This is a genomic window from Pantoea alfalfae (genome assembly GCF_019880205.1).
In the GTDB taxonomy this organism is placed as follows: Bacteria; Pseudomonadota; Gammaproteobacteria; order Enterobacterales; family Enterobacteriaceae; genus Pantoea; species Pantoea alfalfae.
The window spans coordinates 190,749-213,733 of the sequence record NZ_CP082293.1; the positions used below are offsets into that span (position 1 = coordinate 190,749).

The 22,985-nt window shown below is 52.0% G+C and carries 22 protein-coding genes; 14 read left to right on the plus strand and 8 right to left on the minus strand.

The annotated features are described in order from the left end of the window. Positions 1 to 208 precede the first annotated feature (208 nt). The 6 genes from K6R05_RS19345 (at position 209) to K6R05_RS19370 (ending at position 7,700) form a co-directional block, all read left to right on the plus strand. Positions 209 to 1,429 (plus strand): extracellular solute-binding protein, encoded by a 1,221-nt coding sequence (locus K6R05_RS19345; RefSeq protein WP_222925548.1) that lies wholly within the window; start codon positions 209 to 211, stop codon positions 1,427 to 1,429. Continuing rightward, on the plus strand, positions 1,429 to 2,778 hold the full coding sequence (locus K6R05_RS19350; protein ID WP_202605113.1) for a carbohydrate ABC transporter permease: 1,350 nt from the start codon (positions 1,429 to 1,431) through the stop codon (positions 2,776 to 2,778). The genes K6R05_RS19345 and K6R05_RS19350 overlap by 1 nt, the downstream gene beginning before the upstream one ends. 10 nt (positions 2,779 to 2,788) lie before the next feature. Continuing rightward, positions 2,789 to 3,640, plus strand: a complete 852-nt coding sequence (locus K6R05_RS19355) for a sugar ABC transporter permease (RefSeq protein ID WP_033786803.1) — start codon at positions 2,789 to 2,791, stop codon at positions 3,638 to 3,640. A gap of 3 nt (positions 3,641 to 3,643) precedes the next feature. Further along, positions 3,644 to 4,837 (plus strand): glycoside hydrolase family 53 protein, encoded by a 1,194-nt coding sequence (locus K6R05_RS19360; protein WP_222925549.1) that lies wholly within the window; start codon positions 3,644 to 3,646, stop codon positions 4,835 to 4,837. Between the two features lie 41 nt (positions 4,838 to 4,878). Further along, positions 4,879 to 6,939, plus strand: a complete 2,061-nt coding sequence (locus K6R05_RS19365) for a beta-galactosidase (RefSeq protein ID WP_222925550.1) — start codon at positions 4,879 to 4,881, stop codon at positions 6,937 to 6,939. Positions 6,940 to 7,385: 446 nt separating this feature from the next. Beyond that, positions 7,386 to 7,700, plus strand: coding sequence for a PTS sugar transporter subunit IIB (locus tag K6R05_RS19370; protein WP_150015418.1), 315 nt, complete (start codon positions 7,386 to 7,388; stop codon positions 7,698 to 7,700). 106 nt (positions 7,701 to 7,806) lie between these two features. Here K6R05_RS19370 and K6R05_RS19375 read toward each other — a convergent pair whose 3' ends face one another. Then, entirely contained in the window at positions 7,807 to 9,069 is a 1,263-nt protein-coding gene (locus K6R05_RS19375; protein WP_222925551.1) for a maltoporin, read from the minus strand. A gap of 266 nt (positions 9,070 to 9,335) precedes the next feature. Between K6R05_RS19375 and K6R05_RS19380 the strand changes: the two genes are divergently transcribed. Both K6R05_RS19380 and K6R05_RS19385 read left to right on the plus strand, forming a co-directional pair. Continuing rightward, the gene (locus K6R05_RS19380) at positions 9,336 to 10,406 is read left to right on the plus strand and encodes a LacI family DNA-binding transcriptional regulator (RefSeq protein WP_161736920.1); all 1,071 of its coding nucleotides are present in this window, start codon (positions 9,336 to 9,338) and stop codon (positions 10,404 to 10,406) included. A gap of 184 nt (positions 10,407 to 10,590) precedes the next feature. Next, complete coding sequence (locus K6R05_RS19385; RefSeq protein WP_222925552.1) at positions 10,591 to 10,917, plus strand: hypothetical protein; 327 nt, start codon at positions 10,591 to 10,593, stop codon at positions 10,915 to 10,917. A 112-nt stretch (positions 10,918 to 11,029) separates the two neighbouring features. On the opposite strand, the gene K6R05_RS19390 is transcribed toward K6R05_RS19385, so the two are convergent. Continuing rightward, on the minus strand, positions 11,030 to 11,803 hold the full coding sequence (locus K6R05_RS19390) for a COG4705 family protein (protein ID WP_161736918.1): 774 nt from the start codon (positions 11,801 to 11,803) through the stop codon (positions 11,030 to 11,032). A gap of 759 nt (positions 11,804 to 12,562) precedes the next feature. On the opposite strand from K6R05_RS19390, the gene K6R05_RS19395 reads away from it, so the two are divergent. After that, a complete protein-coding gene (locus K6R05_RS19395; RefSeq protein WP_161736917.1) occupies positions 12,563 to 13,810 on the plus strand; it encodes a sensor domain-containing diguanylate cyclase in 1,248 nt (415 codons plus the stop codon). 110 nt (positions 13,811 to 13,920) lie between these two features. On the opposite strand, the gene K6R05_RS19400 is transcribed toward K6R05_RS19395, so the two are convergent. Then, the gene (locus K6R05_RS19400; protein ID WP_222925553.1) at positions 13,921 to 14,304 is read right to left on the minus strand and encodes a winged helix-turn-helix transcriptional regulator; all 384 of its coding nucleotides are present in this window, start codon (positions 14,302 to 14,304) and stop codon (positions 13,921 to 13,923) included. A gap of 98 nt (positions 14,305 to 14,402) precedes the next feature. Here K6R05_RS19400 and K6R05_RS19405 point away from each other — a divergent pair, with 98 nt between their 5' ends. Beyond that, positions 14,403 to 15,131 carry an SDR family NAD(P)-dependent oxidoreductase gene (locus tag K6R05_RS19405; RefSeq protein ID WP_222925554.1) on the plus strand — a complete coding sequence of 243 codons (729 nt, stop codon included), beginning with the start codon at positions 14,403 to 14,405 and terminating at the stop codon, positions 15,129 to 15,131. Between the two features lie 241 nt (positions 15,132 to 15,372). Here the strand turns inward: K6R05_RS19405 and K6R05_RS19410 are convergent, their stop codons facing one another. The 3 genes from K6R05_RS19410 to K6R05_RS19420 form a co-directional block, all read right to left on the minus strand. After that, positions 15,373 to 15,849, minus strand: a complete 477-nt coding sequence (locus tag K6R05_RS19410; RefSeq protein ID WP_161736126.1) for a glutathione peroxidase — start codon at positions 15,847 to 15,849, stop codon at positions 15,373 to 15,375. A gap of 181 nt (positions 15,850 to 16,030) precedes the next feature. Then, entirely contained in the window at positions 16,031 to 16,831 is an 801-nt protein-coding gene (locus tag K6R05_RS19415; protein WP_161736127.1) for an SDR family oxidoreductase, read from the minus strand. Further along, positions 16,828 to 17,061, minus strand: coding sequence for an FAD-binding domain-containing protein (locus K6R05_RS19420; protein ID WP_222925555.1), 234 nt, complete (start codon positions 17,059 to 17,061; stop codon positions 16,828 to 16,830). The genes K6R05_RS19415 and K6R05_RS19420 overlap by 4 nt, the downstream gene beginning before the upstream one ends. A gap of 51 nt (positions 17,062 to 17,112) precedes the next feature. Here K6R05_RS19420 and K6R05_RS19425 point away from each other — a divergent pair, with 51 nt between their 5' ends. Beyond that, positions 17,113 to 17,565 (plus strand): GNAT family N-acetyltransferase, encoded by a 453-nt coding sequence (locus tag K6R05_RS19425; protein WP_161736152.1) that lies wholly within the window; start codon positions 17,113 to 17,115, stop codon positions 17,563 to 17,565. A gap of 3 nt (positions 17,566 to 17,568) precedes the next feature. Here K6R05_RS19425 and K6R05_RS19430 read toward each other — a convergent pair whose 3' ends face one another. Then, positions 17,569 to 18,042, minus strand: coding sequence for an Lrp/AsnC family transcriptional regulator (locus K6R05_RS19430; protein WP_222925556.1), 474 nt, complete (start codon positions 18,040 to 18,042; stop codon positions 17,569 to 17,571). A gap of 476 nt (positions 18,043 to 18,518) precedes the next feature. Between K6R05_RS19430 and K6R05_RS19435 the strand changes: the two genes are divergently transcribed. Further along, positions 18,519 to 19,145, plus strand: coding sequence for a LysE family translocator (locus tag K6R05_RS19435; RefSeq protein WP_161736130.1), 627 nt, complete (start codon positions 18,519 to 18,521; stop codon positions 19,143 to 19,145). Between the two features lie 63 nt (positions 19,146 to 19,208). Here the strand turns inward: K6R05_RS19435 and K6R05_RS19440 are convergent, their stop codons facing one another. Beyond that, the gene (locus K6R05_RS19440) at positions 19,209 to 19,679 is read right to left on the minus strand and encodes a DUF1203 domain-containing protein (RefSeq protein ID WP_222925557.1); all 471 of its coding nucleotides are present in this window, start codon (positions 19,677 to 19,679) and stop codon (positions 19,209 to 19,211) included. Positions 19,680 to 20,093: 414 nt separating this feature from the next. Here K6R05_RS19440 and K6R05_RS19445 point away from each other — a divergent pair, with 414 nt between their 5' ends. Both K6R05_RS19445 and K6R05_RS19450 read left to right on the plus strand, forming a co-directional pair. Further along, positions 20,094 to 21,434 carry an MFS transporter gene (locus tag K6R05_RS19445; protein ID WP_222925558.1) on the plus strand — a complete coding sequence of 447 codons (1,341 nt, stop codon included), beginning with the start codon at positions 20,094 to 20,096 and terminating at the stop codon, positions 21,432 to 21,434. 887 nt (positions 21,435 to 22,321) lie between these two features. Continuing rightward, a complete protein-coding gene (locus K6R05_RS19450; protein WP_237566739.1) occupies positions 22,322 to 22,975 on the plus strand; it encodes a helix-turn-helix transcriptional regulator in 654 nt (217 codons plus the stop codon). The last annotated feature ends 10 nt before the right edge of the window (positions 22,976 to 22,985 follow it).

Here is a 22,985-nt window from a genome sequence, read left to right on the forward strand (position 1 = left end):
TCCGGGCACGCCCTATCGCTGTTTTTGATTTCTGTAATACCGATCACACATTGGTGCAAACGGGCTGGAGCGCAGCACCTGTTCCGCGTAGCGTATGACTCAAATGCGATACGTTACTCATACTTCATATGCACAATCAGCATGTGTTTATAAAAAGAACATCAGCAAATGGCAGCTAAAAATGTCATACCTTCACACGAGGCCGGTAATGAAAATCAAAATCAGCGTTACGCTACTCCTCTCAGCATTGATGCTTAATCAATCCGTCTGGGCCGCTCAGCAACTCACCGTCTGGGAAGACATTAAGAAATCGGACGGCATCAAAACGGCGATCGCCGATTTTCAGAAACAGTTCGGCATTGACGTAAAAGTGCAGGAGATGCCGTTTGCGCAGCAGATTGAAAAGCTGCGTCTGGATGGCCCGGCCGGAATTGGCCCGGATGTGCTGGTGATCCCTAACGACCAGCTCGGCAGCGCGGTAGTGCAGGGCTTGCTGGCTCCGCTGAAAATCGATGCGGCAGAGCAGAGCGCTTATACGCCTTCGGCAATGGCCGCGTTCACACAGAATAACGTGGTCTACGGCGTGCCTAAGGCGGTTGAAACCCTGGTGCTGATCTACAACAAAGATCTGCTGCCCGCGCCGCTGAAAACGCTGGATGAGTATCGCGCGTTCTCGCAGAAGCAGCGCGAGGCAAAACAGTATGGCCTGCTGGCGAAGTTTGACCAGATTTACTACAGCTGGGGCGTGATGGCACCAACGGGGTCTTACATTTTTGGTAAAGACGCAAAAGGCGTGATTAACACCAACGATATCGGGCTGAACACCCCTGGTAGCGTGGAAGCGGTGACCTATCTCAGGCGCTTCTTCAGCGAAGGATTGTTGCCTGGCGGCATCATGGGCGACAACGGCCTGAATGCCATCGACTCGCTGTTTACCGAGAAGAAAGCGGCGGCGGTAATCAACGGGCCATGGGCGTTCCAGCCTTATCAGGCTGCCGGGATCAACTACGGCGTGGCACCCCTGCCATTGCTGCCTAACGGCAAACCGATGAGCTCTTTCCTGGGCGTGAAAGGCTATGTGGTGTCGACATGGAGTAAAGATCAGGCGCTGGCGCAGAAGTTCCTGACCTTTATCAACCAGCCGCAGTATGTGAAAGAGCGCTATCAGAAAACTCAGGAGATCCCACCGGTTACTGCGCTGATGAACGATCCGATTATCAAAGATGATGAGAAAGCCAACGCGGTTGCGGTGCAGGCGGCGCGAGCCTCAGCCATGCCGGGCGTGCCGGAGATGCAGGAAGTGTGGGGCCCGGCCAATGCGGCGCTGGAGCTGAGCGTTTCCGGCAAGCAGGAGCCAAAAGCGGCGCTGGATAACGCGGTGAAACAGATCACCATGCAGATTGAAGCGATGCAGGCCAGCAACCAGTAATGCTGGTTCACGGGATAACCGTACAGGATAAGGATCAGAGTGTGGCTATATCTTCCGATGAACATCTGGTGACCGCTAAGCGTCCGCGTCGTCATGCGACGACCGGTGCGTTGCTGGCACTGCTGCCTGGCTTCGGCCAGTTTTATCACCGCCAGTGGGCGAAAGGCCTGTGCTTTCTGATTCTGCTCAGCAGTTTTACCGGCGTCTTCCACGATTTTCTGCGAGAAGGATTCTGGGGGCTATACACGCTGGGTGAATCGGTGCCGCGCGATAACTCCATTTTCCTGCTGGCGGAGGGAATTATCAGCGTGCTGATCGCCGCCTTTGGCGTGGCGGTCTGGGGATTGTCGGTGCGCGATGCCTGGGTCAATGGCGTTAAGCGCGACAGGGGGCAACCCCTTAACAGCGTGCGTCAGCAGTATCAGCTGCTGCTGCGCGACGGCTTCCCCTACCTGATGATTTCGCCGGGGTTTATTCTGCTGGTTTTCGTGGTGGTGTTTCCGATTCTTTTTGGTTTTGCCATCGCCTTCACAAACTACAACCTCTATCACACGCCGCCGGCGAAGCTGGTGGACTGGGTAGGATTCAAAAACTTCATCAACATTTTTACGCTGTCGATCTGGCGTTCCACCTTCTTCGATGTGCTGCAGTGGACGGTGGTCTGGACGCTGCTGGCGACCACACTGCAGTGTACCGTCGGCGTGATGCTGGCGATTCTGGTCAATCAGAAGGACCTGCGCTTTAAGCCGCTGATCCGCACCATCTTTATCCTGCCGTGGGCAGTGCCGGGTTTTGTCACCATTCTGGTCTTCGCCGGGATGTTCAACGACAGTTTTGGAGTGATCAACAACGCGATTCTCGACTTCTTTGGCATTGCACCGAAAGCCTGGATGACCGATCCGTTCTGGACCAAAACCGCGCTGATTATGATGCAGACCTGGCTCGGCTTCCCGTTTGTGTTTGCGATGACCACCGGGGTGCTGCAGGCGATCCCGGACGATCTCTATGAGGCGGCGATCATGGACGGTGCCAGCGCCTGGACGCGGCTGAAAACCATCACGCTGCCGCTGGTGCTCTACGCCATTGCGCCGATCATCATCACGCAATACACCTTCAACTTTAATAATTTCAACATCATCTATCTGTTTAACAACGGCGGTCCGGCGGTGGCGGGGTCGAATGCCGGAGGCACCGATATTCTGGTGTCGTGGATCTACAAGCTCACCATGTCGTCGTCGCAATATGCTATCGCCGCCACGATTACCATTCTGCTGTCGATTTTCGTGGTAGGTCTGGCGCTGTGGCAGTTCCGCGCGACCCGGTCGTTTAAACAAGATGAGATGGCGTAAGGGAGCAGTTATGGCGAAGTCCGGCAGTATTAAACGCGAAAGGTGGATACGCCTGTCGCTGACCTGGCTGGTGGTGCTGGCCGTCTCGGCCATCATTATCTATCCGCTGGTCTGGACGGTAGGAGCATCACTGAATGCAGGTAACAGCCTGCTCAGCAGTTCGATCATTCCGGAGAATGCATCGCTTCAGCATTATCGCGACCTGTTTAACGGCACGGTGCCTTACCTGACCTGGTACTGGAATTCGATGAAAATCAGTTTCCTGACCATGGTGCTGACATTAATCAGCGTCAGCTGTACCGCTTACGCCTTTTCCCGTTTTCGGTTTAAGGGACGGCAGAATGGACTGATGCTGTTTCTGCTGCTGCAGATGATCCCGCAGTTTTCAGCGCTGATCGCGATCTTCGTCCTGTCGCAGCTGCTGGGATTAATCAACAGCCACCTGGCGCTGGTGCTGATCTACGTTGGCGGGATGATCCCGATGAACACGTATCTGATGAAGGGCTATCTCGATTCGATACCCAAAGATCTCGATGAGTCAGCGCGCATGGATGGCGCGGGCAACTTCCGCATCTTTGTTGAGATCATCATGCCGCTGTCGAAGCCGATTCTGGCGGTCGTTGCGCTGTTCTCGTTCACGGGGCCGCTGGGCGATTTCATTCTCTCCAGCACCATTCTGCGCACGCCGGAACAGTTCACGCTGCCGATTGGACTCTACAATCTGGTGTCGCAAAAAATGGGTGCCAGTTACACCACCTATGCGGCCGGAGCCGTGCTGATCGCTGTGCCGGTAGCCGTGTTCTATCTGGCTCTGCAAAAATACTTCGTCTCTGGCCTGGCTTCAGGCAGTACTAAAGGATAAATCATGACGCCCAAAACATTGATTCTCGCCCTGGCGCTGGCCTGGGCGACGCCGCTGCTCGCCGCCGATAAGCCTGCCATCGGCTCTGCCGGGCCGTGGCCCGCCGATTTTATCAAAGGTGCGGACATCTCTTCACTGGCAGAGCTGGAGAAGCAGGGCGCGAAATTCTACAACGCGGACAACCAGCAGCAGGATGCTATCGCCATTCTGAAAGCCAGCGGCATCAACACTATCCGGCTGCGGTTGTGGGTCGATCCCACTGACGGCAGCGGTCACACCTACGGTGGTGGCGGCAACGATCTGGCGACTACGCTGGCACTGGCGAAGCGGGTTAAAGCAGCGGGCCTGAAGCTGCTGCTGGATATTCACTACAGCGACTTCTGGACCGATCCGGGCAAGCAGTTCAAGCCCAAAGCCTGGCAGTCACTGACCTTTTCGCAGCTGGAAACGCAGGTGCATGACTACACCCGCGACACCATCGCCCGCTTTAGAGCAGATGGCGTCATGCCGGATATCGTGCAGATTGGCAACGAGCTTAACGGCGGCATGCTCTGGCCGGAAGGCAAGAGCTGGGGCCAGAACGGCGGCGAGTTTGGTCGGCTGGCCGGCCTGCTGAAAGCCGGGATCAGCGGGGTGCGCGAGAACCTCAGCGATCCGCATCAGGTGAAGATCATGCTGCATCTGGCCGAGGGTACTAAAAACGATACCTTCCGCTGGTGGTTCGATGAAATCGTTAAGCGTGATGTGCCGTTCGATGTGATCGGTCTGTCGATGTACACCTACTGGAACGGCCCGATTAGCGCTCTGAAAGCCAACATGGATGATATCTCCCGGCGCTATGACAAAGACGTGATGGTGGTGGAAGCCGCCTATGGCTACACGCTGGAAAACTGCGACAACGCTGAGAACAGTTTCCAGGCAAAAGAGGAGCAGGCAGGCGGCTATCCCGGCACGGTCGCGGGGCAGGCGGCCTATCTGCATGACCTGATTAAAGCGGTGCTGGCAGTGCCGGACCATCGCGGCAAGGGTGTGGTCTACTGGGAACCGGCGTGGATCCCCGCGCCCGGCAATACCTGGGCTACGCCCGCCGGCATGAAATATATCCACGACGAATGGAAACAGGGTAACGCCCGCGAGAACCAGGCGCTGTTTGACTGTCACGGCAAGGCGCTGCCTTCGCTACAGGTTTTTCATTAACTATCAGCACTAACGCTGATCTCTTCCTCTGAGGACCAGGTATGAATAAATTTCCCCCGCTGAGCGCCCGGGTTAACCGGCTGCTGCATGGTGCTGACTACAATCCGGAACAGTGGGCGCACCAGCCGGGCATTATTGATGACGACGTCGCGATGATGAAGCAGGCGAACTGCAACGTGATGTCGGTGGGTATTTTCAGCTGGGCGAAGCTGGAGCCGGAAGAGGGGCGCTATGAGTTTGGCTGGCTGGATGAGGTGATCGATACGCTCTGGCTGCAGGGGATTTCCGTGTTTCTCGCCACACCGAGCGGGGCCAGGCCGGCCTGGATGTCGCAGGCGTATCCTGAGGTGTTGCGCGTGGGGCGCGATCGTGTACCTGCCCTGCACGGTGGCCGTCATAACCACTGTATGACCTCGCCGGTTTATCGCCAGAAAGTGCAGGCGATGAATAGCCGCCTGGCCGCGCGTTACGCGCATCATCCGGCGGTGGTCGGCTGGCATATCTCTAATGAGTATGGGGGCGAGTGTCATTGCGATCGCTGTCAGCAGGCCTTTCGCGGCTGGCTGCAGCGTCGTTATGAGACGCTGGAGAAGCTGAATCTCGCCTGGTGGAGTGACTTCTGGAGTCATACCTACACAGACTGGTCACAGATTGTGTCGCCTGCGCCGCAGGGCGAGATGTCGATTCATGGTCTGAATCTGGACTGGCGGCGATTTATGACCGATCAGGTGACTGACTTCTGTCGGGAGGAGATTAAACCGCTGAAGCAGGCCAATCCCGATCTGCCCGCGACCACTAATTTCATGGAATATTTCTACGACTACGATTACTGGAAGCTTGCACCGGCGCTCGATTTTATCTCCTGGGATAGCTACCCGATGTGGCATAACGAGAAGGATGAGACCACGCTCGCCTGTTATACCGCGATGTACCATGATTTGATGCGCACCCTGAAGCAGGGCAAGCCGTTTGTATTGATGGAGTCGACGCCTGGCTCAACGAACTGGCAGCCGACCAGTAAACTGAAGAAGCCGGGGATGCATATTCTCTCTTCGCTGCAGGCAGTGGCGCATGGTGCGGACGCGGTGCAATATTTTCAGTGGCGCAAGAGTCGGGGATCGGTCGAGAAGTTTCACGGCGCGGTGGTTGATCATGTCGGCCATATTGATACGCGAACAGGGCGTGAAGTGAGTGAGCTGGGCCGGATGCTGGCGGCCATGACGCCGGTAATGGGCAGTCGGGTTGAGGCGCGCGTCGCGATTATTTTCGACTGGGAGAGTCGCTGGGCAATGGATAACGCGCAGGGCCCACGCAATCTTGGTCTGCACTATGAGCGTACGGTAAACGAGCACTACCGCGCGTTCTGGGAGCAGGGTGTTGCGGTAGATGTGATTAACGGCGACAGCGATCTCAGCGGTTACGATCTGGTGATAGCGCCAATGCTGTATATGGTACGCGACGGTTTTGCGGCGCGGGTTGAGCAGCATGTTGAGCGGGGCGGGCATTTCGTGGCCAGTTACTGGAGCGGCATCGTGAATGAGAGCGATCTCTGTTATCCGGGAGGATTCCCTGGGCCGTTGCGGCCGCTGCTCGGCATCTGGTCAGAAGAGATCGATAGTCTGACCGATGAGGAGTTTAACGGCGTGCGCGGGGTGCGTGGCAATGAGCTGGGTCTGAGCGGGCCATATCAGGCGCGGGAGCTTTGCGAGCATATTCATCTCGAAGGGGCCACGGCGCTGGCCAGTTACGAGAGTGATTTTTATGCCGGAACCCCGGCGGTGACGGTGAATCGGATTGGTCAGGGTAAAGCCTGGTATATTGCGTCACGTAATGATCTGCCGTTCCATCGGGATTTTTATGGTGCGCTGATTAAGCAGCTTGGGTTACCGCGTGCGCTGGCGACTGAGCTGCCGCCAGGCGTTGTCGTTCAGCGGCGAACTGATGGTGAACAAGCATTTCTGTTTGTGCAGAACTTTACCGTTCAGACGCAGCAGGTCTCGTTGCCTGTCGGGGTGAGTGATTTGATTGATGGCTCGGGTGTGGGGGAATTGCTGACGCTTGGGCCATGGGGATGTCGGGTTCTGAGTGGGCCAATGGAGTAGGGGGGGAGTACAGGCTCAGGAGTTAATTCATTGGCGATTGCTGGCAGTCTGAGCACTGGCTCAGGGGGCATATGCCTTCCGTAAAGACGCAAAAGACGGCATCCATGTCCGCTCAGCAGGGGCAATTACGCATCTCATCCCTGAGGTGCGCCCGTTAGCGGGCCAACGCATCGCGTTGTTCAAAAACGCTTCCGGCGTTTTTATCCGGGCGGTGTGATGCTTTGCTACAGGCATATGCCCCCATCGCTTATGGATTGGGAGCTGTCTGTTGGAAGGTCTGCATATAACTGTTGATATAGAGCAGGTTTTAAGAGGCTGATTGCAGGATAGGCGCAGGAAGCGTGTATATTCTGTGAGCAGCCCCAGGCATTCTGCCCCGCGTTTTCGTTTATCACTCGTGAGTGGCGGGCAGTTGCCCGCCTTTTTATTATCTGAAGGAGAACCACATGTTGAGTCTCAAATCGTTTAAGCAATATTTCAGTCGGCAGCCGCTGACGGTGGAAGAGCTTGAGGTAGACAGCGCGCTACTGGAGCGTCTGGTCAACTGTTTTGGCGGACGTGACAATATTCAGCAGGTGGATGCCTGTTTAACCCGGCTGCGGGTGAAGGTGACATCGCTGAAAGCGGTGGATACGGCGGGATTGCAGAAGGCGGGGGCGATTGGCGTGGTGATTCTGGGGCATGAGGTGCATGCGATCTTTGGTAAGCAGTCCGACCAGCTGCGTCAGCTGCTGGAAGAACGTTTCTTTAAACCGGAGTAACAGACGCCCGAGAAATATGAATAAAAAAATGGATAACCGTCGCCGGTTATCCAAATAAGCCCCTGCATAAGAGCTCAATAATGATCACAATGAGGAGATTGCGCGGTTACCACCAGGCTTCAACCTGTACGCCGAAGTTCCAGGTGTTATTACTGGTGTTGTCTTTGAAGCTGTGTCCATCCTCTGAGTCATTCAGGTAAGAGGCAAACAGTCGAAGTTCCGGACGAGACATAAATTCGGGACCGGCTGCCAGACCCAGCGCCAGCGTATATTTCTGTCCTGCCGCTTTATAATCGCTGCCCACTTTGTTTTCATCTTTCTGCCAGAAGCTACCGACTTCACCGATGCCGCGGACATACTGCGTAAACTGATACTGACCACGCCCCACCAGCGACAGCAGGGTACTTTTGCGGCTCTGTGCGGTGACATCGTCCGCCGATCCCCAGGTAAAGACCTGATTCAGTGAGAACTTGTCGGTGATCGGGAGCAGACCGGTGTTAATCACGCGGTAGCCGGTGGCGTTTTGAGTATCATTCCACATGTCATACCAGCCGCCGCCCTGCGAAATCATGTTCTGCGCCAGACCTTTGTTGGCGTACTGGAACACCAGCTTCTGGTAGCCGCCCCACATGTCCTGACTGATTTCACTGGTGAGCATGACGCCGTTATCTGCGTCATACAGTCCACCATATTCTTTCTGTTTGTTGGTGGTGTTTGGCATGGCGTAATCAATACCAAATTCGGTCCAGGCGCCGTTCCAGGGTTTCCAGCCGGCATAGCGAAGATCGAGGTAGTTAATGTTGACGTCGTTGTCGCCATCGACGCGGTAATCCACGTCATTCGCATCGCCACGAATCCAGGCAAAGGAGATAGCGCCCGGACCCAGCGTGTAGTTTTCGATACCGGCACCTGAACCCGAGATGTTCCAGTACTTGGTATCAATGATGTGCAGATCGTGACGCTGGTAGTAGCGTTTACCGCCCCAGATCACCGCATCTTTATCACCCGGCACCAGTCCTTTGATCTGCAGGTTGAGCTGACGCAGGCCAAATTGCGCATCGTCGCCGAAGGTAGTTTCGTTATCGTTTGAGCCGTCGGAGAACATACTGACCATGGTGTCGACGTAAAAACTGACGTCATCCTTTTTGTAGACTTCGCTGCCCAGCTCAACCTCGCCATAAGTGTCGGCTTCATTGCCGAGACGGCCAACCTTGTTCTTTTGATACTCTTCAATACCGCCATCCTGTGATACGCCAACGCCACCACGCAGATAGCCATGGAAATCGATGTTGTCGATGGCGGCATAGAGCGTCGGGGAGGTCAGGGCCGCAGCAAGCGTCACAGCAGCAGTACGTAACCTTGTTTCCATGTTATCCTCAGTTTTTATTTGTAATACGTTCACATGACAGCGGCAGTAAACGCTTTTTGTCAGATGAGTGACAAATAAAATCGCGATAATGTGTGATTTACTGCAAATAAAATGGCGGAATCTGTAACGATTAGTGAATCAGATCACCAAATTTTACGATGTGAAGGTATTACTTTTATTTTTTATTCGCGCAATGTGACTGCGGTAGTCTGGCTGACATCAGGGCTGTGATAACATTCCGCCATCGGTAATCAGGGATGCGAATTATGAAATCAAAAAATGCCACCTTAGAGGATGTCGCCCGTCATGCTGGCGTGTCGTATCAGACGGTATCAAGGGTTCTGAATAAGTCGGCAAACGTCTCGGAGTCAACGCGGCGCAAGGTGGAACACGCAATTGAAACCCTGCGCTACGTACCCAACCGCCTGGCTCAGCAGCTGGTGGGCAAGCAGAGTACAACTCTGGGTCTGGTAACGACTTCGCTGGCGTTGCATGCGCCCTCACAGGTGGCCGCTGCGGTTAAACGTTATGCGAATGCTGCGGACTACCAGGTGCTGATCGCCATGATTGATGAGAACGTCAATCAAAGTCTGCAGGATTGCATCAATGAACTTAAATCTCAGCGGGTGGATAAAGTGATCATCAATGTCCCGCTGGAGAGCAGCGCTGCTGAGCAGGTCGTGCAGGAGAACGACGATATTCTCTGTCTGTTCCTTGATGTTGATCCCTACAGCGCAGTGTTTAACGTTTCGTTTAACCCGGCTGACGGCACCCGCGCCAGCGTCAAATACCTCTATGAGCAGGGGCATCGCGAGTTTGCCCTGCTGGCGGGTCCTGAGCAGTCGGTCTCCGCCAATCTGCGGTTAAAGAGCTGGCTCGACACGCTGGAAAGCTACCGTCTGAGGCCGGTCAGCATCAGCCACGGTAACTGGGATGCGCAGAGTGGTTACAATGGCGTGCTGCAACTGCTGCGTGAAGCGCCAGAGTTCAGTGCACTGCTGGTGGGCAACGATCAGATGGCGCTGGGTGTGCTGAGTGCGCTGCATCAGCGTGGTGTGGCCGTGCCTGGGCAGATTTCGGTGATTGGCTACGATGACACTTATGAAAGTGCCTTTTTCCATCCGTCGCTGACCACGGTGTCGCTGGATCTCGATTTGCAGGGCAAAGAGGCGGTTGCCCGTCTGTTGCTGGCCAGTGAGCAGGACGAGCAGCGTTCCTCCTCGATTCTGCCGGCAAAGCTGGTGGTGCGCAGCTCGACCGGTATCGCCGGACAGCAGCAGCGTGATTTAAAGCAGATTGCGGAACAACTGCGGCTGATTGCCAGCCGGCTTGAGTAGCGGGGAGCCAGGCAAAGATAAAAAAGCATAACAACACCTCGCTGCTATGCTCAGATCAGGATAACGTTTCTGAATGTCAGAAAAATTACCTATTGCCTGAGCTGGTCGGTAAACGGGCATTCTTACTACCTGTAAGCCAGCCGGCATGCTCAGCCCGATTCCTCTACATCCAGGATGTTACACTATGCTGTGGCTTGAACAGGGACTTTACCTCAGGATCGAAGAGTTAGCGCATGGCCCCAGGCCGCTGCCGCTTTCCAGTGGCTTTACCCCGCAGACCGCTTATCGCGCACTGGGCTGCTTTAACCCCTCTGAAACCTCAGATGCTTACTACATTCTTTCAAATGACCGTGACGAAATCTGGTTTATCTGCAACCGGCATCTGAGAACCGTTTTTCTTGATGCCAGCAATACAGCATTTCGGGTGAAAATGCAGGAGCCAGTAGAAAGTCTGCCCGTCCTCTCTGCTGCGCATGAAGGGCTTATCGTCTCGCTGGAGCGGCCAGCCTGATTTAACAACCTGCACGGACGACGACAGATCAGATAAAAAATAGCCGCCATCACTGGCGGCCCTGACCAGGTTTAAAAAGAAGCGTTACCTTTAATTCTTCCGGTCGTGCTTTTTAATTCGCGGGGGCGGTCTTCATTGCCGCGCGCTGTGGCAGCACCACCAGAAAAGCGATGATGATCAGTGCCAGCGTCAGCGAGGCGCCATAGCGACTCAGCGCCAGTCCGCCTGAAGCAAGGGGTTTGTCCAGGAAGTCACCGACAACGGCACCCAGTGGCCGGGTCAGGATAAAGGCTGCCCAGAACAGCGCGGTGCGTGAAAGGGAAGTAAAGCGACTTGCCGCCCAGATGATCGCCAGCGCGCCAACAAACAGCAGGATCCCGCCATCGTAACCCAGCCCTTCGCTGTCTGCCGTCCAGTCACCCAATGCTGTTCCCAGTGTCTGAGAAAACATAATGGTGACCCAGTAAAAACTCTCAGTAACAGCGTTGTTTACCGAACTCACTGCGACCGTTCCACAGGTCATTTTCCAGAGAAAAAGAGAGAGGATCAGCAGAGTGCTCAGCAGCAGCGTACCGCCCAGATAACCCATGTTCAGTGAGCGATCGGCAAAGTCCGCCATCGTTGTACCGACAGTGGTCGTCGCCACGACGGTGAACCAGTAGATCCATTTGTTGAAGCTGGTGCGATTGATCTGCACTACGACAGCGACCAGAAAGATGATGGCGAAAATCAGTGTTCCGGTCAGGTAACCGAGATTCATCGACATCGTCACCGCATCGCCGCCGGTTTCACCCAGGGTGGTTGCAGCGATTTTAGTCAACCAGAAAGCCGCGGTAACGGCCGGAACTTTACTCAGAGCGTGAGAAGCTGTGTTGTTATTTTGCATAGGGTGATTCTCCGGATAAGCCCTGCATGGGCTAATACAGCGGAGATGTTATAGGATTAATCTTAAGGAAAGATTAAGCTGCACAAGAGGTGAGAGAAATTTTCGACCGGCTTTTTACTGCTGCCTTGAGGATGGAAATGCGCCACGATAAGCAGTTTTTAAAGGCCAGGTGCTATTATGATTCTGTATTAAAAGATTTTTTATACGTCTTGCGGGGTGTTAAATCCTCACTGCCCTGAAGGGCTTTTCAGAATGGCTCAGATGGCTCTTTCTGACAGCACATTATCTGCGAGTAAAAAAATTAACAAATTGTGAAGCGCAATTAATTGTCAGCAGCTTAGTCTTTGTCAGTCTGGCTATCAGTCCCTCCGCCATTCAGCCAGCCGGAATGACATGACTGAGTGACGCCCCAAAACCCGCAGGGATTTACTGTCGGAACAATGTTCTGCCGGTTCCAGGGTTCACAGCCATCAGACAACAAGCCGTGATTAAAGATTATGTCCCGATGAGCCGATATACACAGACTCATACTTCTGACACTGCAACCTGACAGCTTTACGTAATGCCACAGGAGAAGGCACCTCAGAAACTGCTGCCGGTAAGGCCTCAGTTTCCACCAGCATTTATCACGGCCCGCAATACTGAACCCTTATCCATAGCCTCCCTCAGCTACAGGCAGGCATTAACGGTTATAATCAGGTCTGTAGCGACGTGTATTGAACTTATTTAACATCGTCAGCAACGTCGGAGTCGGCCACCATGAATCCAATGATCAAACCTTCTTTTACCGCTGTTTGGTCTACGGATGCTCAGGGGATCTGCATCGCCAGTCAGGAAAGTCCTGCGGGTCTGATACCTGAGCTTAAAGGCGTGACGCTGAGTTCATGGCTGAGACTGGCGCAGGCTGACGACGATGCAAAGATCGCACTGCAACTGACTGCAGCCCTGGAATTGCTGAGGCCTTTCCATATTGAAGTGCCGATTCATTGTCTGGATGGCAGGACGCGTCGGGTTCTTGTTTCCGGCCTGCCGGATTGCCAGCCTGGCACCTCCCATCTGCAATACAACGGCTTTATTCTGGATGTGACCGGGCAGCGTAAAGCGCTGGAAGATGCACTGCGCACGGCGGCGGAATATCGTCTTCTGATTGAAAACAGTACCGATCTGATCGCCCATTGCGACGCGGAGGGCAGATACGTATCAATTTCTCCCTCTTACAGCGAAATCATAGGCTGGACAACCGAAGAGGTTGTGGGGCAACTGGTCGTGGATTTCCTGCACCCCGATGACCGCGAGTTAGCTACCGAAGCGCTGGGATGCATCTTCAGCGGCGGGGTACTGCCGGATGTCGTTGAGGTGCGTAAACTGCATCGCGACGGCCATTACATCTCACTGGGTACCAAAGCCTGTGGCGTCATCAATCCCAGTTCAGGAAAAAATATTGGTGCCGTGCTGGTGTCGCGCGACATCACGCGGGACAAAGAACGGATGCGTAATCTTGAGAGGCTGGCAACCCTGGACACGCTGACCGGGCTGCACAATCGTGCCTGGATTAACGAGAAGGTGGGATTCATGCTGGCGCAGGCAGACGATCAGGCCTACACCACAGTGATGTTTATCGATTTGAATGGCTTCAAGGCGGTGAACGATCTGATGGGTCATGCAACAGGCGATGCCCTGCTGCAGCAGGTCAGTGAACGGTTGCAGCACTGTATGCGTCCGGGCGACTCCGTTGCCCGACTGGGTGGTGATGAGTTTGTTGTGGCTGCTAAATGCAGCAATCACGAGGCCGCGTCAGCTATTGCCCTGCGGATTATTGACAGTCTGCATGCACCTTTCGCCATCAATAGCATGGATGTACGCATCGGCGCAGCGATTGGTATCAGCCTTGCCCGCTTCGGGACAGCAACAGCTAAAATGTTATTCGAGAATGCAGATAAGGCGATGTATCAGGCTAAAGCACGACGTGATGGTTCTTATCAGTTTTTTGAGCCAGCAGCGGAGTAGCCGTTGTATATGATGGCGCGTCTCCGCTTCCACTCCTTAAGTGGTTATCCTGCACTTATCTGCGCATCACCCTACGCTATCAACATGCAGGAACGTCGCTCAGGCTAAGTTCATGCAGATTCTTCGCTATCCCGCCCTTCATCATAATCCACCTGCGCCTGCTCCATGGCACCTCCATGTTGCTTTGCCCAGTTCACCAGCGCGACGAAAGGATCCTGCAATGTCCGGCCCAGCGGCGTAATCGCATATTCGACCGCCACTGGCGATGAAGCAATCACACGGCGGCTTACCAGTCCGTTGCGTTCCAGCCGGCGTAAGGCCTCTGTCAGAGATTTATGGGTGATGGGGTCGAGCCTGCGTTTGATGGCATTAAAACGTGAGGGCTGAGAGCATAATACAGTCAGGATTAAGACCGACCACTTATTCGCTACCTGTTCCAGGACAGGGCGCGTGCTGTTGATCTCGGCCAGTAGCTGGGTGATATCAGTTGCCATGAGGTTTCCTTTAGGATATCTGGTGTACATCAGGTGCGTAATTGACACTAAATATAATAAATATACCATCAGGTGTCTAACCTCTATCCGGAGTCGCAATGATGAAACTGAGTGGAAAAATCGCCCTTGTCACCGGGGGTAATAGCGGTATCGGTCTTGCTGTCGCTCGCCGTTTTGCAGAGGAAGGTGCACGCGTTTTTATCATCGGCCGACGGGAAGCGCAGCTGGCTGAGGCAGTCGCACTGATCGGCGGTCAGGTCGAGGCCATCCAGGGCGATATCACCCGCTCAAATGACCTTGCGCGTCTGTTCGAAACCCTGGGCACCAGAGCGGGTCGCCTTGATATCCTCGTCAACGCTTCAGGTGTGTCAGAACCGGCCAGCCTGGAAGAGACCACGGAAGAACACATCGATCGCGCTTTTAATCTGAATGTGCGAGCCATGGTGCTGACGGTGCAGCACGCAGTGCGGCTGATGGGCGAGGGCAGCAGTGTCGTGCTGGTGGGTTCCGTTGCGGGCGCGATAGCGAATCCCGGTTATGGCAGCTATTCCGCCAGCAAGGCCGCGGTACGGTCTTATGCCCGCACCTGGAATAGTGAGCTGGCACCGCGCGGCATCAGGGTCAACACGCTGAGTCCTGGTCCGACCAATACCCCGATGTTTGACCGGGCCAGCGATGAAGTCAGGCAGACGCTGACCGCCCGGATCCCGGCAAAGCGGCTGGGAAATCCTGAGGAGGTGGCGGCTGCGGCACTGTTCCTGGCTTCAGATGAAAGCAGCTATATCAGTGGCACCGAGCTGGTGATTGATGGCGGGATGATTGCATAAAATACCCTTGAGAGCGTCACGGGTTATCGTGCCTGTGACGCCATTCTGACCATCAGCAAAATCACTTTGCCCATTGAAGCTTTCGCAGGTATCAGGTTGCGAAGCGAGTAAAGGCTAAGTATTCGCTGATATCGGCAGATAAGTTCCAAATTGACAAGAGCACAAAGAATAATAAATGTCGGGCTCTGAACATCGTTAATTTCATCTTCTACATTAATGGCCCATCCCCACTCTCACCCTCTTAAAGTGCAGCCAGAATGGCAGCTTCCATTTTTTCCGGCGTAGTGGTCGGGGCAAATCGTTTGATGGGTTTGCCATCACGCCCAATCAGGAACTTAGTGAAGTTCCATTTAATACGGCCACCCAGCACGCCGGGTAATTCTTCTTTCAGGTAACGGAAAATCGGGTGCGTTCCGGTGCCGTTAACGTCTACTTTTCCTGACATAGGAAAACTCACACCATAGTTGATGTGGCATGTCTGCGCGATGTCATCGGCACTACCCGGTTCCTGTTTACCGAACTGGTTACAGGGAAAACCGAGTATCACCAGGCCCTGAGCGGCATACTTTTTGTAGAGTGTTTCAAGCCCTGCATATTGTGGCGTGAATCCACAATGACTGGCGGTATTCACCACCAGAACCACCTTGCCAGCATAGTCGGCCATCGGGATTGGCTGACCATTCAGGCTGGTGGCAGAGAGTTGATAAAAGGGAGACATGATGCAATCCTCAGAGCGGAACCTGTTGTCCGTCAACATTAGCACAGTGCGGATAACGGCGTTGGATCACGAGATTGAGTGTCTGGTTCGATATTTGCGGCGCGAGCAATCGCTGAATGCACCTGGCGGGAAGAGCAGCACTCTTACCGCCAGGTAGTTAATATCATTCCAGACACATCACTTAACCATTATCGCGAAATCCGGGATAAAGACTCATCCCACCATCGATAAACAGTGTAGTGCCATGAACATAGTCGGAAAGATCACTGGCCAGCCAGACCACTGCATTCGCCACATCTTCCGCCGCACCGATACGCCCATAAGGGATGAGTTTTAACAACGCTTTACCCGCTTCGCCCTGGGTCGCTTCTTCGTTAATGGCAGTCGCGATAGCGCCGGGTGCGACTGAGTTTACGCGTATGCGATCTTCGCCTACTTCCTGTGCCAGGCTTTTCATCAGCAAATCAACCCCGCCTTTTGAGGCGGCGTAATTAACATGTCCGGCCCAGGGAATGAGCTGATGAACCGAGCTCATATGAATGATCTTACCTACAGCCCGACTGATCTCCGGGCGGTGCTCCTGGTCACGAAACTGACGCAGCGCAGCCCGTGCGCAAAGGAACTGCCCGGTCAGGTTCACGTCCAGAACGGTATTCCAGTCTGCAAGCGACATCTCAATGGAAGGCGCATCTTTCTGCAGCCCTGAGTTAGCCACCAGGATATCCAGCCTGCCGAATTCAGCAATCGTCTGGGCAAAGAGATTTTCTACATCAGCCTCTTTTGATACGTCTCCCTTTACTGCAATGGCGCGTCCACCGTCTGCACGGATTTTTTCAACCAGCTCTTCGGCAGGTTCCGCCTGGCTATGGTAGTTAACCACCACACCAGCACCTGCTTTGGCAAGTGCTTCTGCGCAGGCATAGCCGAGACCTGAGCTAGCGCCAGTAACCAGTGCAACCTGATTTTCGAGTGATAAGATCATGTGGCTTCCTTAATTCTGTAAATGATGAGCTTGTTAAATCCGGCGGGCTTCATCATGGCATTGAAAATCGAGGTATCGCTGACACCACGATTTTCAGACACCCATACGATGAGAAAGCTGGTGGCCGGATCGCGCGCATGGGCCTGGGACACTGAATTATAGATGCGAAGTGCGGGGTTGGTTGATGTTGTGGTCGGTATCGGCATTGGCGGAAAATGACCGGGATGCATTTGGGTTCATCTCCTTTTATCCTGACTGTAATCATCAAAAAGGGTATCAGCATGATAACGGTCGAAAAAGCAGATCCTCGCTCAGCAGAGTCACAACTTCTGGTAAGTAAACTGTCAGCTAAGCTTGCGGCGATTACTGGTGATGGCGGCAACAGTAACTTCACCATGGACTCTTTGAATGATATGAGATCGCTTTGGGTAATTGCCAGAAACGACAAGGGCAGAGCAGTAGGGTGTGGTGCAATCAGACCGTTAACCGGACATATTGCCGAACTTAAAAGGATGTTCTCAGATCGTAGTTCCCCGGCTATTGGTGGTGCTTTGCTCACTTTCCTGGAAAACGCTGCCCTTAGTGTGGGTTATAGCCAAATCTGGCTTGAAACGCGTTCTGTTAACCATAAGGCTGTAAATTTTTATCTGAGAAAGGGTTATGAACGGATTGATAATTATGGACCCTACATTAATCGCAAAGAGGCGGTGTGCTTTGCGAAAATCCTGAAATGATATTTATTCAGGGGTTTTCTTAATCGGATAAGTGACGAGTGGTTTGATTTCTTTAAGCACAAACATGCTCTGCATTTCTTTGATGCCTGGCAATCTGCGTACCACTGACATGGCAAAATCAGCATAAGAGTCCAGATCTGATGCTACAACCTGTAGCAGAAAGTCGGCATCCCCTCCGATGCTATAACAGGCAACCACATCCTCCAGCGCGGTCACTTCTTCTTCAAATTTTCTGGCCTCCGCCTCACTATGACTGTCAATGACGACCCGAATGAAAACCATCACACCCAGACCAATTTTTTTGCGATCAAGAACCGCACGGTAGCCCTGAATAACTTCATCTTCTTCGAGCTTGCGGACCTTGCGCCAGCAGGGAGAAGCTGACAGGTTTATTTTCTCTGCCAGTACCTGGTTAGTGACGCGAGCATCATCCTGTAAAATTTTAAGGATTTTCATATCTGTCAGGCTAAGGGCCATATGAGGAAATTCCTTTCTTTTCATAAGCATTAAAGGGTTGTTTTTACCTTAAAAGCGGCATTTAGTAAATGATATAGGTAACAATTTTCCGCATCATTTCTGCATAATAAATTCACTATCTAAACAGTTATTACACACAGTTTTGGGGGGAGTATGAATCTGCATTTAATCTGTTTTGGAATTTTTATTTTAAATGGCGCATGGGATACGCCATATTTCTCAGGCACCCATGCAGATTGAGTCATGTGCATCCCGCAGTGTTACATCGATAAAATAACGGACGGTGCATGGCAGTTAATATCATTAAAACAGGCAAGCTTAATAATGGAGCCAGATACGCGCACCACGGGCAAAAAAGGATTAAAAACAACTAAGGCTATTACTGCCTGAGTTACTCCGTTTTCACTCAGGCCAGATATGTTTAAGACATTATATCAAACCGATCTTCCTGAAATTAGATACTAAAAGGAATCATCATGTCAGATGCCGCTCAGATAATAGCTTATACGGCTGCGCTCGGTTTAGCTGCCGTAATTCCGGGTCCGGGTATGACTGCATTAGTCGCTCGCAGTGTAAGTGGTGGGGCGGTGACGGGCTTTACGATGCTGGCCGGCCTTATTCTCGGAGACTTAATCTATTTATCTATAGCGGTATTTGGGCTGGCGGTGATCGCTCATACCTATACTTCTCTCTTCGCTCTGATTAACTGGGCTGCATCACTCTATCTATGTATGCTGGCATGGAAATTCTGGTGTCACCAGCCTCAGACTATAAACATTGCCCGGAAAGCGACAAAACGAGAACTGGCTTCAGCCTGGTTTTCAGGGCTGACCATCACGCTGGGAAATCCTAAAACCATCGCTTTTTATCTGGCAATATTGCCTCTGGTAATCTCTCTGGATAATGCATCATTGAAGATGTGGGGAGGAATTCTGGTACCGCTAACCGTGATTGTCCTTTTGGGTGTAGGCGCGGTTTTTATACTTGCTGCGCTCAGAATACGCCACCTTCTCACCAGTGAAAAAGCGCAACGACGCATTTTCCGTGCAGCCGGATTCATTATGATGCTGGCCGCAGTCGGCATGGTGATAAAGACTTTGTAAAAGCCAGCACCTCAGGGCCAGAAGAGGATTCTGCAACACATCAGATGCATCTGAGTTGACTCGTCATTCACAACGCTCAGCACAACATAAATAGCATCCTTGTTTCGCATTATGTATCTGGATATAACTCACCTGTGAATCGCTAAACAAAAGGCCTATGAGGTTTTCAGCAAGTTTCCCTTCAGCTATGTCTGCCACTATTAAAAAATGTTCCTTGTTAAAGGCCCGCAGTGACAGAATTCTGCTTTGCATCACTTCGGGTAAGGCATTCAGGTAAATGCCTTGTCGGGTGCATCCCTCCCAGACATAAATCGCATGAGTGCCAAAAAAGGGGGAGTCTGCAGGCTGATAGATGTGATTGATCAGCAGAGCGGTTTCACCGACGGGGATATCACACAATGAGATACGGTCAGGATAACCCGGATAGCACTCTACCGTTTGTCGTATAGCATTATGATTTTTCAGATAGCTTTCGTTTTGTTCAAAAAGATGAGCAAGCGGCTCGGCTTTCAGGCCGGAGATTTTGTATTTCATAATGACCCCTGTGGTTTCCATCGCTACACCGCGAGTCATTACGTTATCGAATATCCTGGGGCAAAACTCGCCGTTTTCGGTCCGGGGAATCAGTGACAAAAACTTTGGTCGTCGCACGTGTTGCAATCATTAGCCACTGAACCTCAAAACACCCTATTTTTTCTCCTCCATACCTGTTCTCTGATTGGTACCTCGGAGAAAGATCGCTGAATCCGACCCGTTAACGACATGCCCATCACATAAACGAAAACAGATGAATACTTTTTGTGACAACTAACACAACCTGATTACATCGGCAGGCAGAGGTAAGATTTTATCGTGATAATAGTTTACTCCGTACATTTCTGTTGTACATAGTACAACAACACGGTTTCTCCACTGCCCTAAATCGATGACAAAATTGTGAGGATTATCATGTCTGAGAAACAGCACATCACGACATTCTCTGCCGATATTGAGCAGCAGACCGTTAAGAAGGTGGTCTGGCGCATTTTGCCCTTTCTGATTGTCTGTTATCTGATTGCCATCATCGACCGCGGCAACATCGGAATGGCTTCATTACAGATGAACGAAGATTTAGGGTTGTCGAAAGCGGTATTTGGTTTTGCAAGCAGCCTGTTTTTCGTGGGTTACTTCCTGTTTGAAGTTCCCAGTAACCTCGCCATGCAGAAAATTGGCGCAAAGATTTGGATCTCTCGCATCATGGTATCGTGGGGCATTATTTCGGTCTGTACTGCTTTTGTTGAAAGTGCCAATACGCTCTACGTACTGCGCTTTTTACTGGGTGCAGCCGAGGCAGGCTTTTTCCCTGGCGTGATTCTTTATCTGACTTACTGGATCCCGGGCAAGTACCGTGCGCGTGTGATTGCAACCTTCATGGTGGCAATCCCGGCAGCGAACTTTATAGGGTCGCCTATCTCCGGCCTGATTTTGTCGCTCGACGGCTGGTTGGGCATGCGTGGCTGGCACTGGTTATTCATCCTGGAAGGTATTCCGGCGGTGGTTCTGGGGATTGCAGCCTTCTTTTTACTCAGTAATCGTCCGACTGACGCCAGCTGGTTAAATCAGGAACAAAAAGCGTGGCTGAGTACAACTATTCAGGCAGAAAACGAGAAGAAAAAAGCGATTGGTCATATCTCGCTATGGCAGTTACTGCGTCACAAGCATATCTGGGTGATGGCGCTGATTTATGCGGGTGCTTCTGCGGCGGGATCAACGCTGAGCGTCTGGTCTCCGCAACTGCTGAAATCGTTCGGGCTGGATAACTTCTCCACCGGTTTAGTCAATGCGATTCCTTACGGTCTGGCATCCATTCTGATGGTTGTATGGGGCAGAAGTTCTGACCGAAGCGGCGAGCGTCGCTGGCATACCGCATTAACGCTGTTCCTGATTGCGGGTGGTCTGCTCTCCGCCTTTATCACTAACAGCCTGACCGGCAGTGTTGTCATCCTGTCATTGGTATTAATGGGTGCCTACTCAATGAAAGGACCTTTCTGGGCGCTGGCATCGGGATGGATGTCATCCACTACCACTGCTGCGGGTCTGGCCGCTATCGGTGCGATGGCGAACCTGATTGGCGGAGGATTAATGGTCAACGTTTACGGCATCATTAATCAGGCGACCGGCAGCCATACGCTGGCAATGATGCCACTGGCAATCCTCTGTGGCATCGGCGGTATTGCGGTGCTGGTTATGGGTCGCAGAAAACAGTTAAACATCGAAGTTGACACGCACGCTTCGCCAGTCAGTAAATAACGTAATATCATCTGCAGATGCTGAACATTGCGTCTGCAGGTGAGTCCTTTCAGCGTTACTGACACAAGAGCACTGTTTTGAATAGCCTTTGAATATTCATCTTTTGATTTTAAGACGTCAGTGGATTAATTGAGCAGAGACGAGATCAGGCTTTCTGTCACAGACTTTCGCTTTGAACGGTAAGTTCTATTACCTCATCATACAAGTGGGTTTAAAGCCTCGCACCCTCTAAAAGCGATGGCTCAAAGCCTGCATCAGAGCAGGAGTGAAGAGAAAACCCCCGGTGGGCTGAAACATTCATATTACAACCATCAGGAAGTACATATATTCCATGAGGTAATTTTTAAAATGCGGGTGACATAAAGCAAGCAGGGAAGTATTCGCTAAGAGAAATTTAGCAAGAGTTTAGGATCAGAAAAACAGGATGCAATCTAAGAAGCACTTCGCTTAAAAGAAGTCTGTCAGGCGTCAATACCTGATGAAAATTCATGATCACGATTCCCCGCCCGTTGAAGACAGATCCATACCCCTGCACGATCCTCCAGCCTTTCCTTACTAAGGATTTGCAAGGAAACGTTGCTGTTGTCGCTTCAGACAGGCATGCATTACCTATAACCGTCAAAAACTATTCGGCTATTCCTGTTGATCATGGTGTTATGTCAACGTTCCGATACCCATCAACAATCTCATGAGCCACTCCTGTCCTCGCTTTCTTAAGGCAGAAATGAGTGGGATATTACTGTATGATGTTGTCCTTCGGATATGTGAGTTGAGTGAAAATACGATTCACAGCAGTTCATGAACCAGATTATACTTCTAAACCACTCAACCTGAAGGTAACAGCTGACGTGAAGGATACATACTATAACGACCAAAGGATAAATTCGTTGATCCAGGAGGAACTGGATGCGTTCTTCGAGGATTACCCGGGTATTATCTATGCATACGCTATTATGAATAAAAAAGACCCTTCGCAGATGCAGATTATCAATAACAATCCGGCGTGGTTTGATGTTTACCTTGAAAGAAAATATCAGTTTATCGATCCCGTCATTATCCGCGGCTTGCGCTGCGTTGAAGACTACTTTTGGGAGAATGAAGTTATTTTGTCAGAAGGTTACAATCTCACCAGGATTTTCAACGAAAGTTTTCAATATAACATATATCGGGGGCAGACATTTCCTCTGCATGACTACCTGAATAACCTGGTTGTATTATCTGTTATTGGGAAGAAGGATTTCGAGTTTGACATTGATAAACATCGGTCAAAATTCATGAGTTTCCTTATTCATCTGCACCAAAAGACGCTCAATCTGTATAGTCAACATCAGCAGAAAAAAAATGCCTTTTTATCACCGCGAGAGCGACAGATTCTTAAGTGGGTCAGTGACGGGAAAACTTATGCTGAGATTGCTATTATTTTATCCATTGCAGAGCGCACGGTAAAATTCCACATGGGTAATGTAATGAAAAAACTCGGTGTTAATAACGCAAGACACGCTATAAAACTTGGCGCAGAACTCCGCTTACTGGAAAACTGAGCCAGATACT

Excerpts from the sequence above, each read along its gene's own strand:
- K6R05_RS19345 (WP_222925548.1), top strand. The coding sequence starts at position 209 with ATGAAAATCAAAATCAGCGTTACGCTACTCCTCTCAGCATTGATGCTT.
- K6R05_RS19350 (WP_202605113.1), top strand. The coding sequence starts at position 1,429 with ATGCTGGTTCACGGGATAACCGTACAGGATAAGGATCAGAGTGTGGCT.
- K6R05_RS19355 (WP_033786803.1), top strand. The coding sequence starts at position 2,789 with ATGGCGAAGTCCGGCAGTATTAAACGCGAAAGGTGGATACGCCTGTCG.
- K6R05_RS19360 (WP_222925549.1), top strand. The coding sequence starts at position 3,644 with ATGACGCCCAAAACATTGATTCTCGCCCTGGCGCTGGCCTGGGCGACG.
- K6R05_RS19365 (WP_222925550.1), top strand. The coding sequence starts at position 4,879 with ATGAATAAATTTCCCCCGCTGAGCGCCCGGGTTAACCGGCTGCTGCAT.
- K6R05_RS19370 (WP_150015418.1), top strand. The coding sequence starts at position 7,386 with ATGTTGAGTCTCAAATCGTTTAAGCAATATTTCAGTCGGCAGCCGCTG.
- K6R05_RS19375 (WP_222925551.1), bottom strand. The coding sequence starts at position 9,069 with ATGGAAACAAGGTTACGTACTGCTGCTGTGACGCTTGCTGCGGCCCTG.
- K6R05_RS19380 (WP_161736920.1), top strand. The coding sequence starts at position 9,336 with ATGAAATCAAAAAATGCCACCTTAGAGGATGTCGCCCGTCATGCTGGC.
- K6R05_RS19385 (WP_222925552.1), top strand. The coding sequence starts at position 10,591 with ATGCTGTGGCTTGAACAGGGACTTTACCTCAGGATCGAAGAGTTAGCG.
- K6R05_RS19390 (WP_161736918.1), bottom strand. The coding sequence starts at position 11,803 with ATGCAAAATAACAACACAGCTTCTCACGCTCTGAGTAAAGTTCCGGCC.
- K6R05_RS19395 (WP_161736917.1), top strand. The coding sequence starts at position 12,563 with ATGAATCCAATGATCAAACCTTCTTTTACCGCTGTTTGGTCTACGGAT.
- K6R05_RS19400 (WP_222925553.1), bottom strand. The coding sequence starts at position 14,304 with ATGGCAACTGATATCACCCAGCTACTGGCCGAGATCAACAGCACGCGC.
- K6R05_RS19405 (WP_222925554.1), top strand. The coding sequence starts at position 14,403 with ATGATGAAACTGAGTGGAAAAATCGCCCTTGTCACCGGGGGTAATAGC.
- K6R05_RS19410 (WP_161736126.1), bottom strand. The coding sequence starts at position 15,849 with ATGTCTCCCTTTTATCAACTCTCTGCCACCAGCCTGAATGGTCAGCCA.
- K6R05_RS19415 (WP_161736127.1), bottom strand. The coding sequence starts at position 16,831 with ATGATCTTATCACTCGAAAATCAGGTTGCACTGGTTACTGGCGCTAGC.
- K6R05_RS19420 (WP_222925555.1), bottom strand. The coding sequence starts at position 17,061 with ATGCATCCCGGTCATTTTCCGCCAATGCCGATACCGACCACAACATCA.
- K6R05_RS19425 (WP_161736152.1), top strand. The coding sequence starts at position 17,113 with ATGATAACGGTCGAAAAAGCAGATCCTCGCTCAGCAGAGTCACAACTT.
- K6R05_RS19430 (WP_222925556.1), bottom strand. The coding sequence starts at position 18,042 with ATGGCCCTTAGCCTGACAGATATGAAAATCCTTAAAATTTTACAGGAT.
- K6R05_RS19435 (WP_161736130.1), top strand. The coding sequence starts at position 18,519 with ATGTCAGATGCCGCTCAGATAATAGCTTATACGGCTGCGCTCGGTTTA.
- K6R05_RS19440 (WP_222925557.1), bottom strand. The coding sequence starts at position 19,679 with ATGAAATACAAAATCTCCGGCCTGAAAGCCGAGCCGCTTGCTCATCTT.
- K6R05_RS19445 (WP_222925558.1), top strand. The coding sequence starts at position 20,094 with ATGTCTGAGAAACAGCACATCACGACATTCTCTGCCGATATTGAGCAG.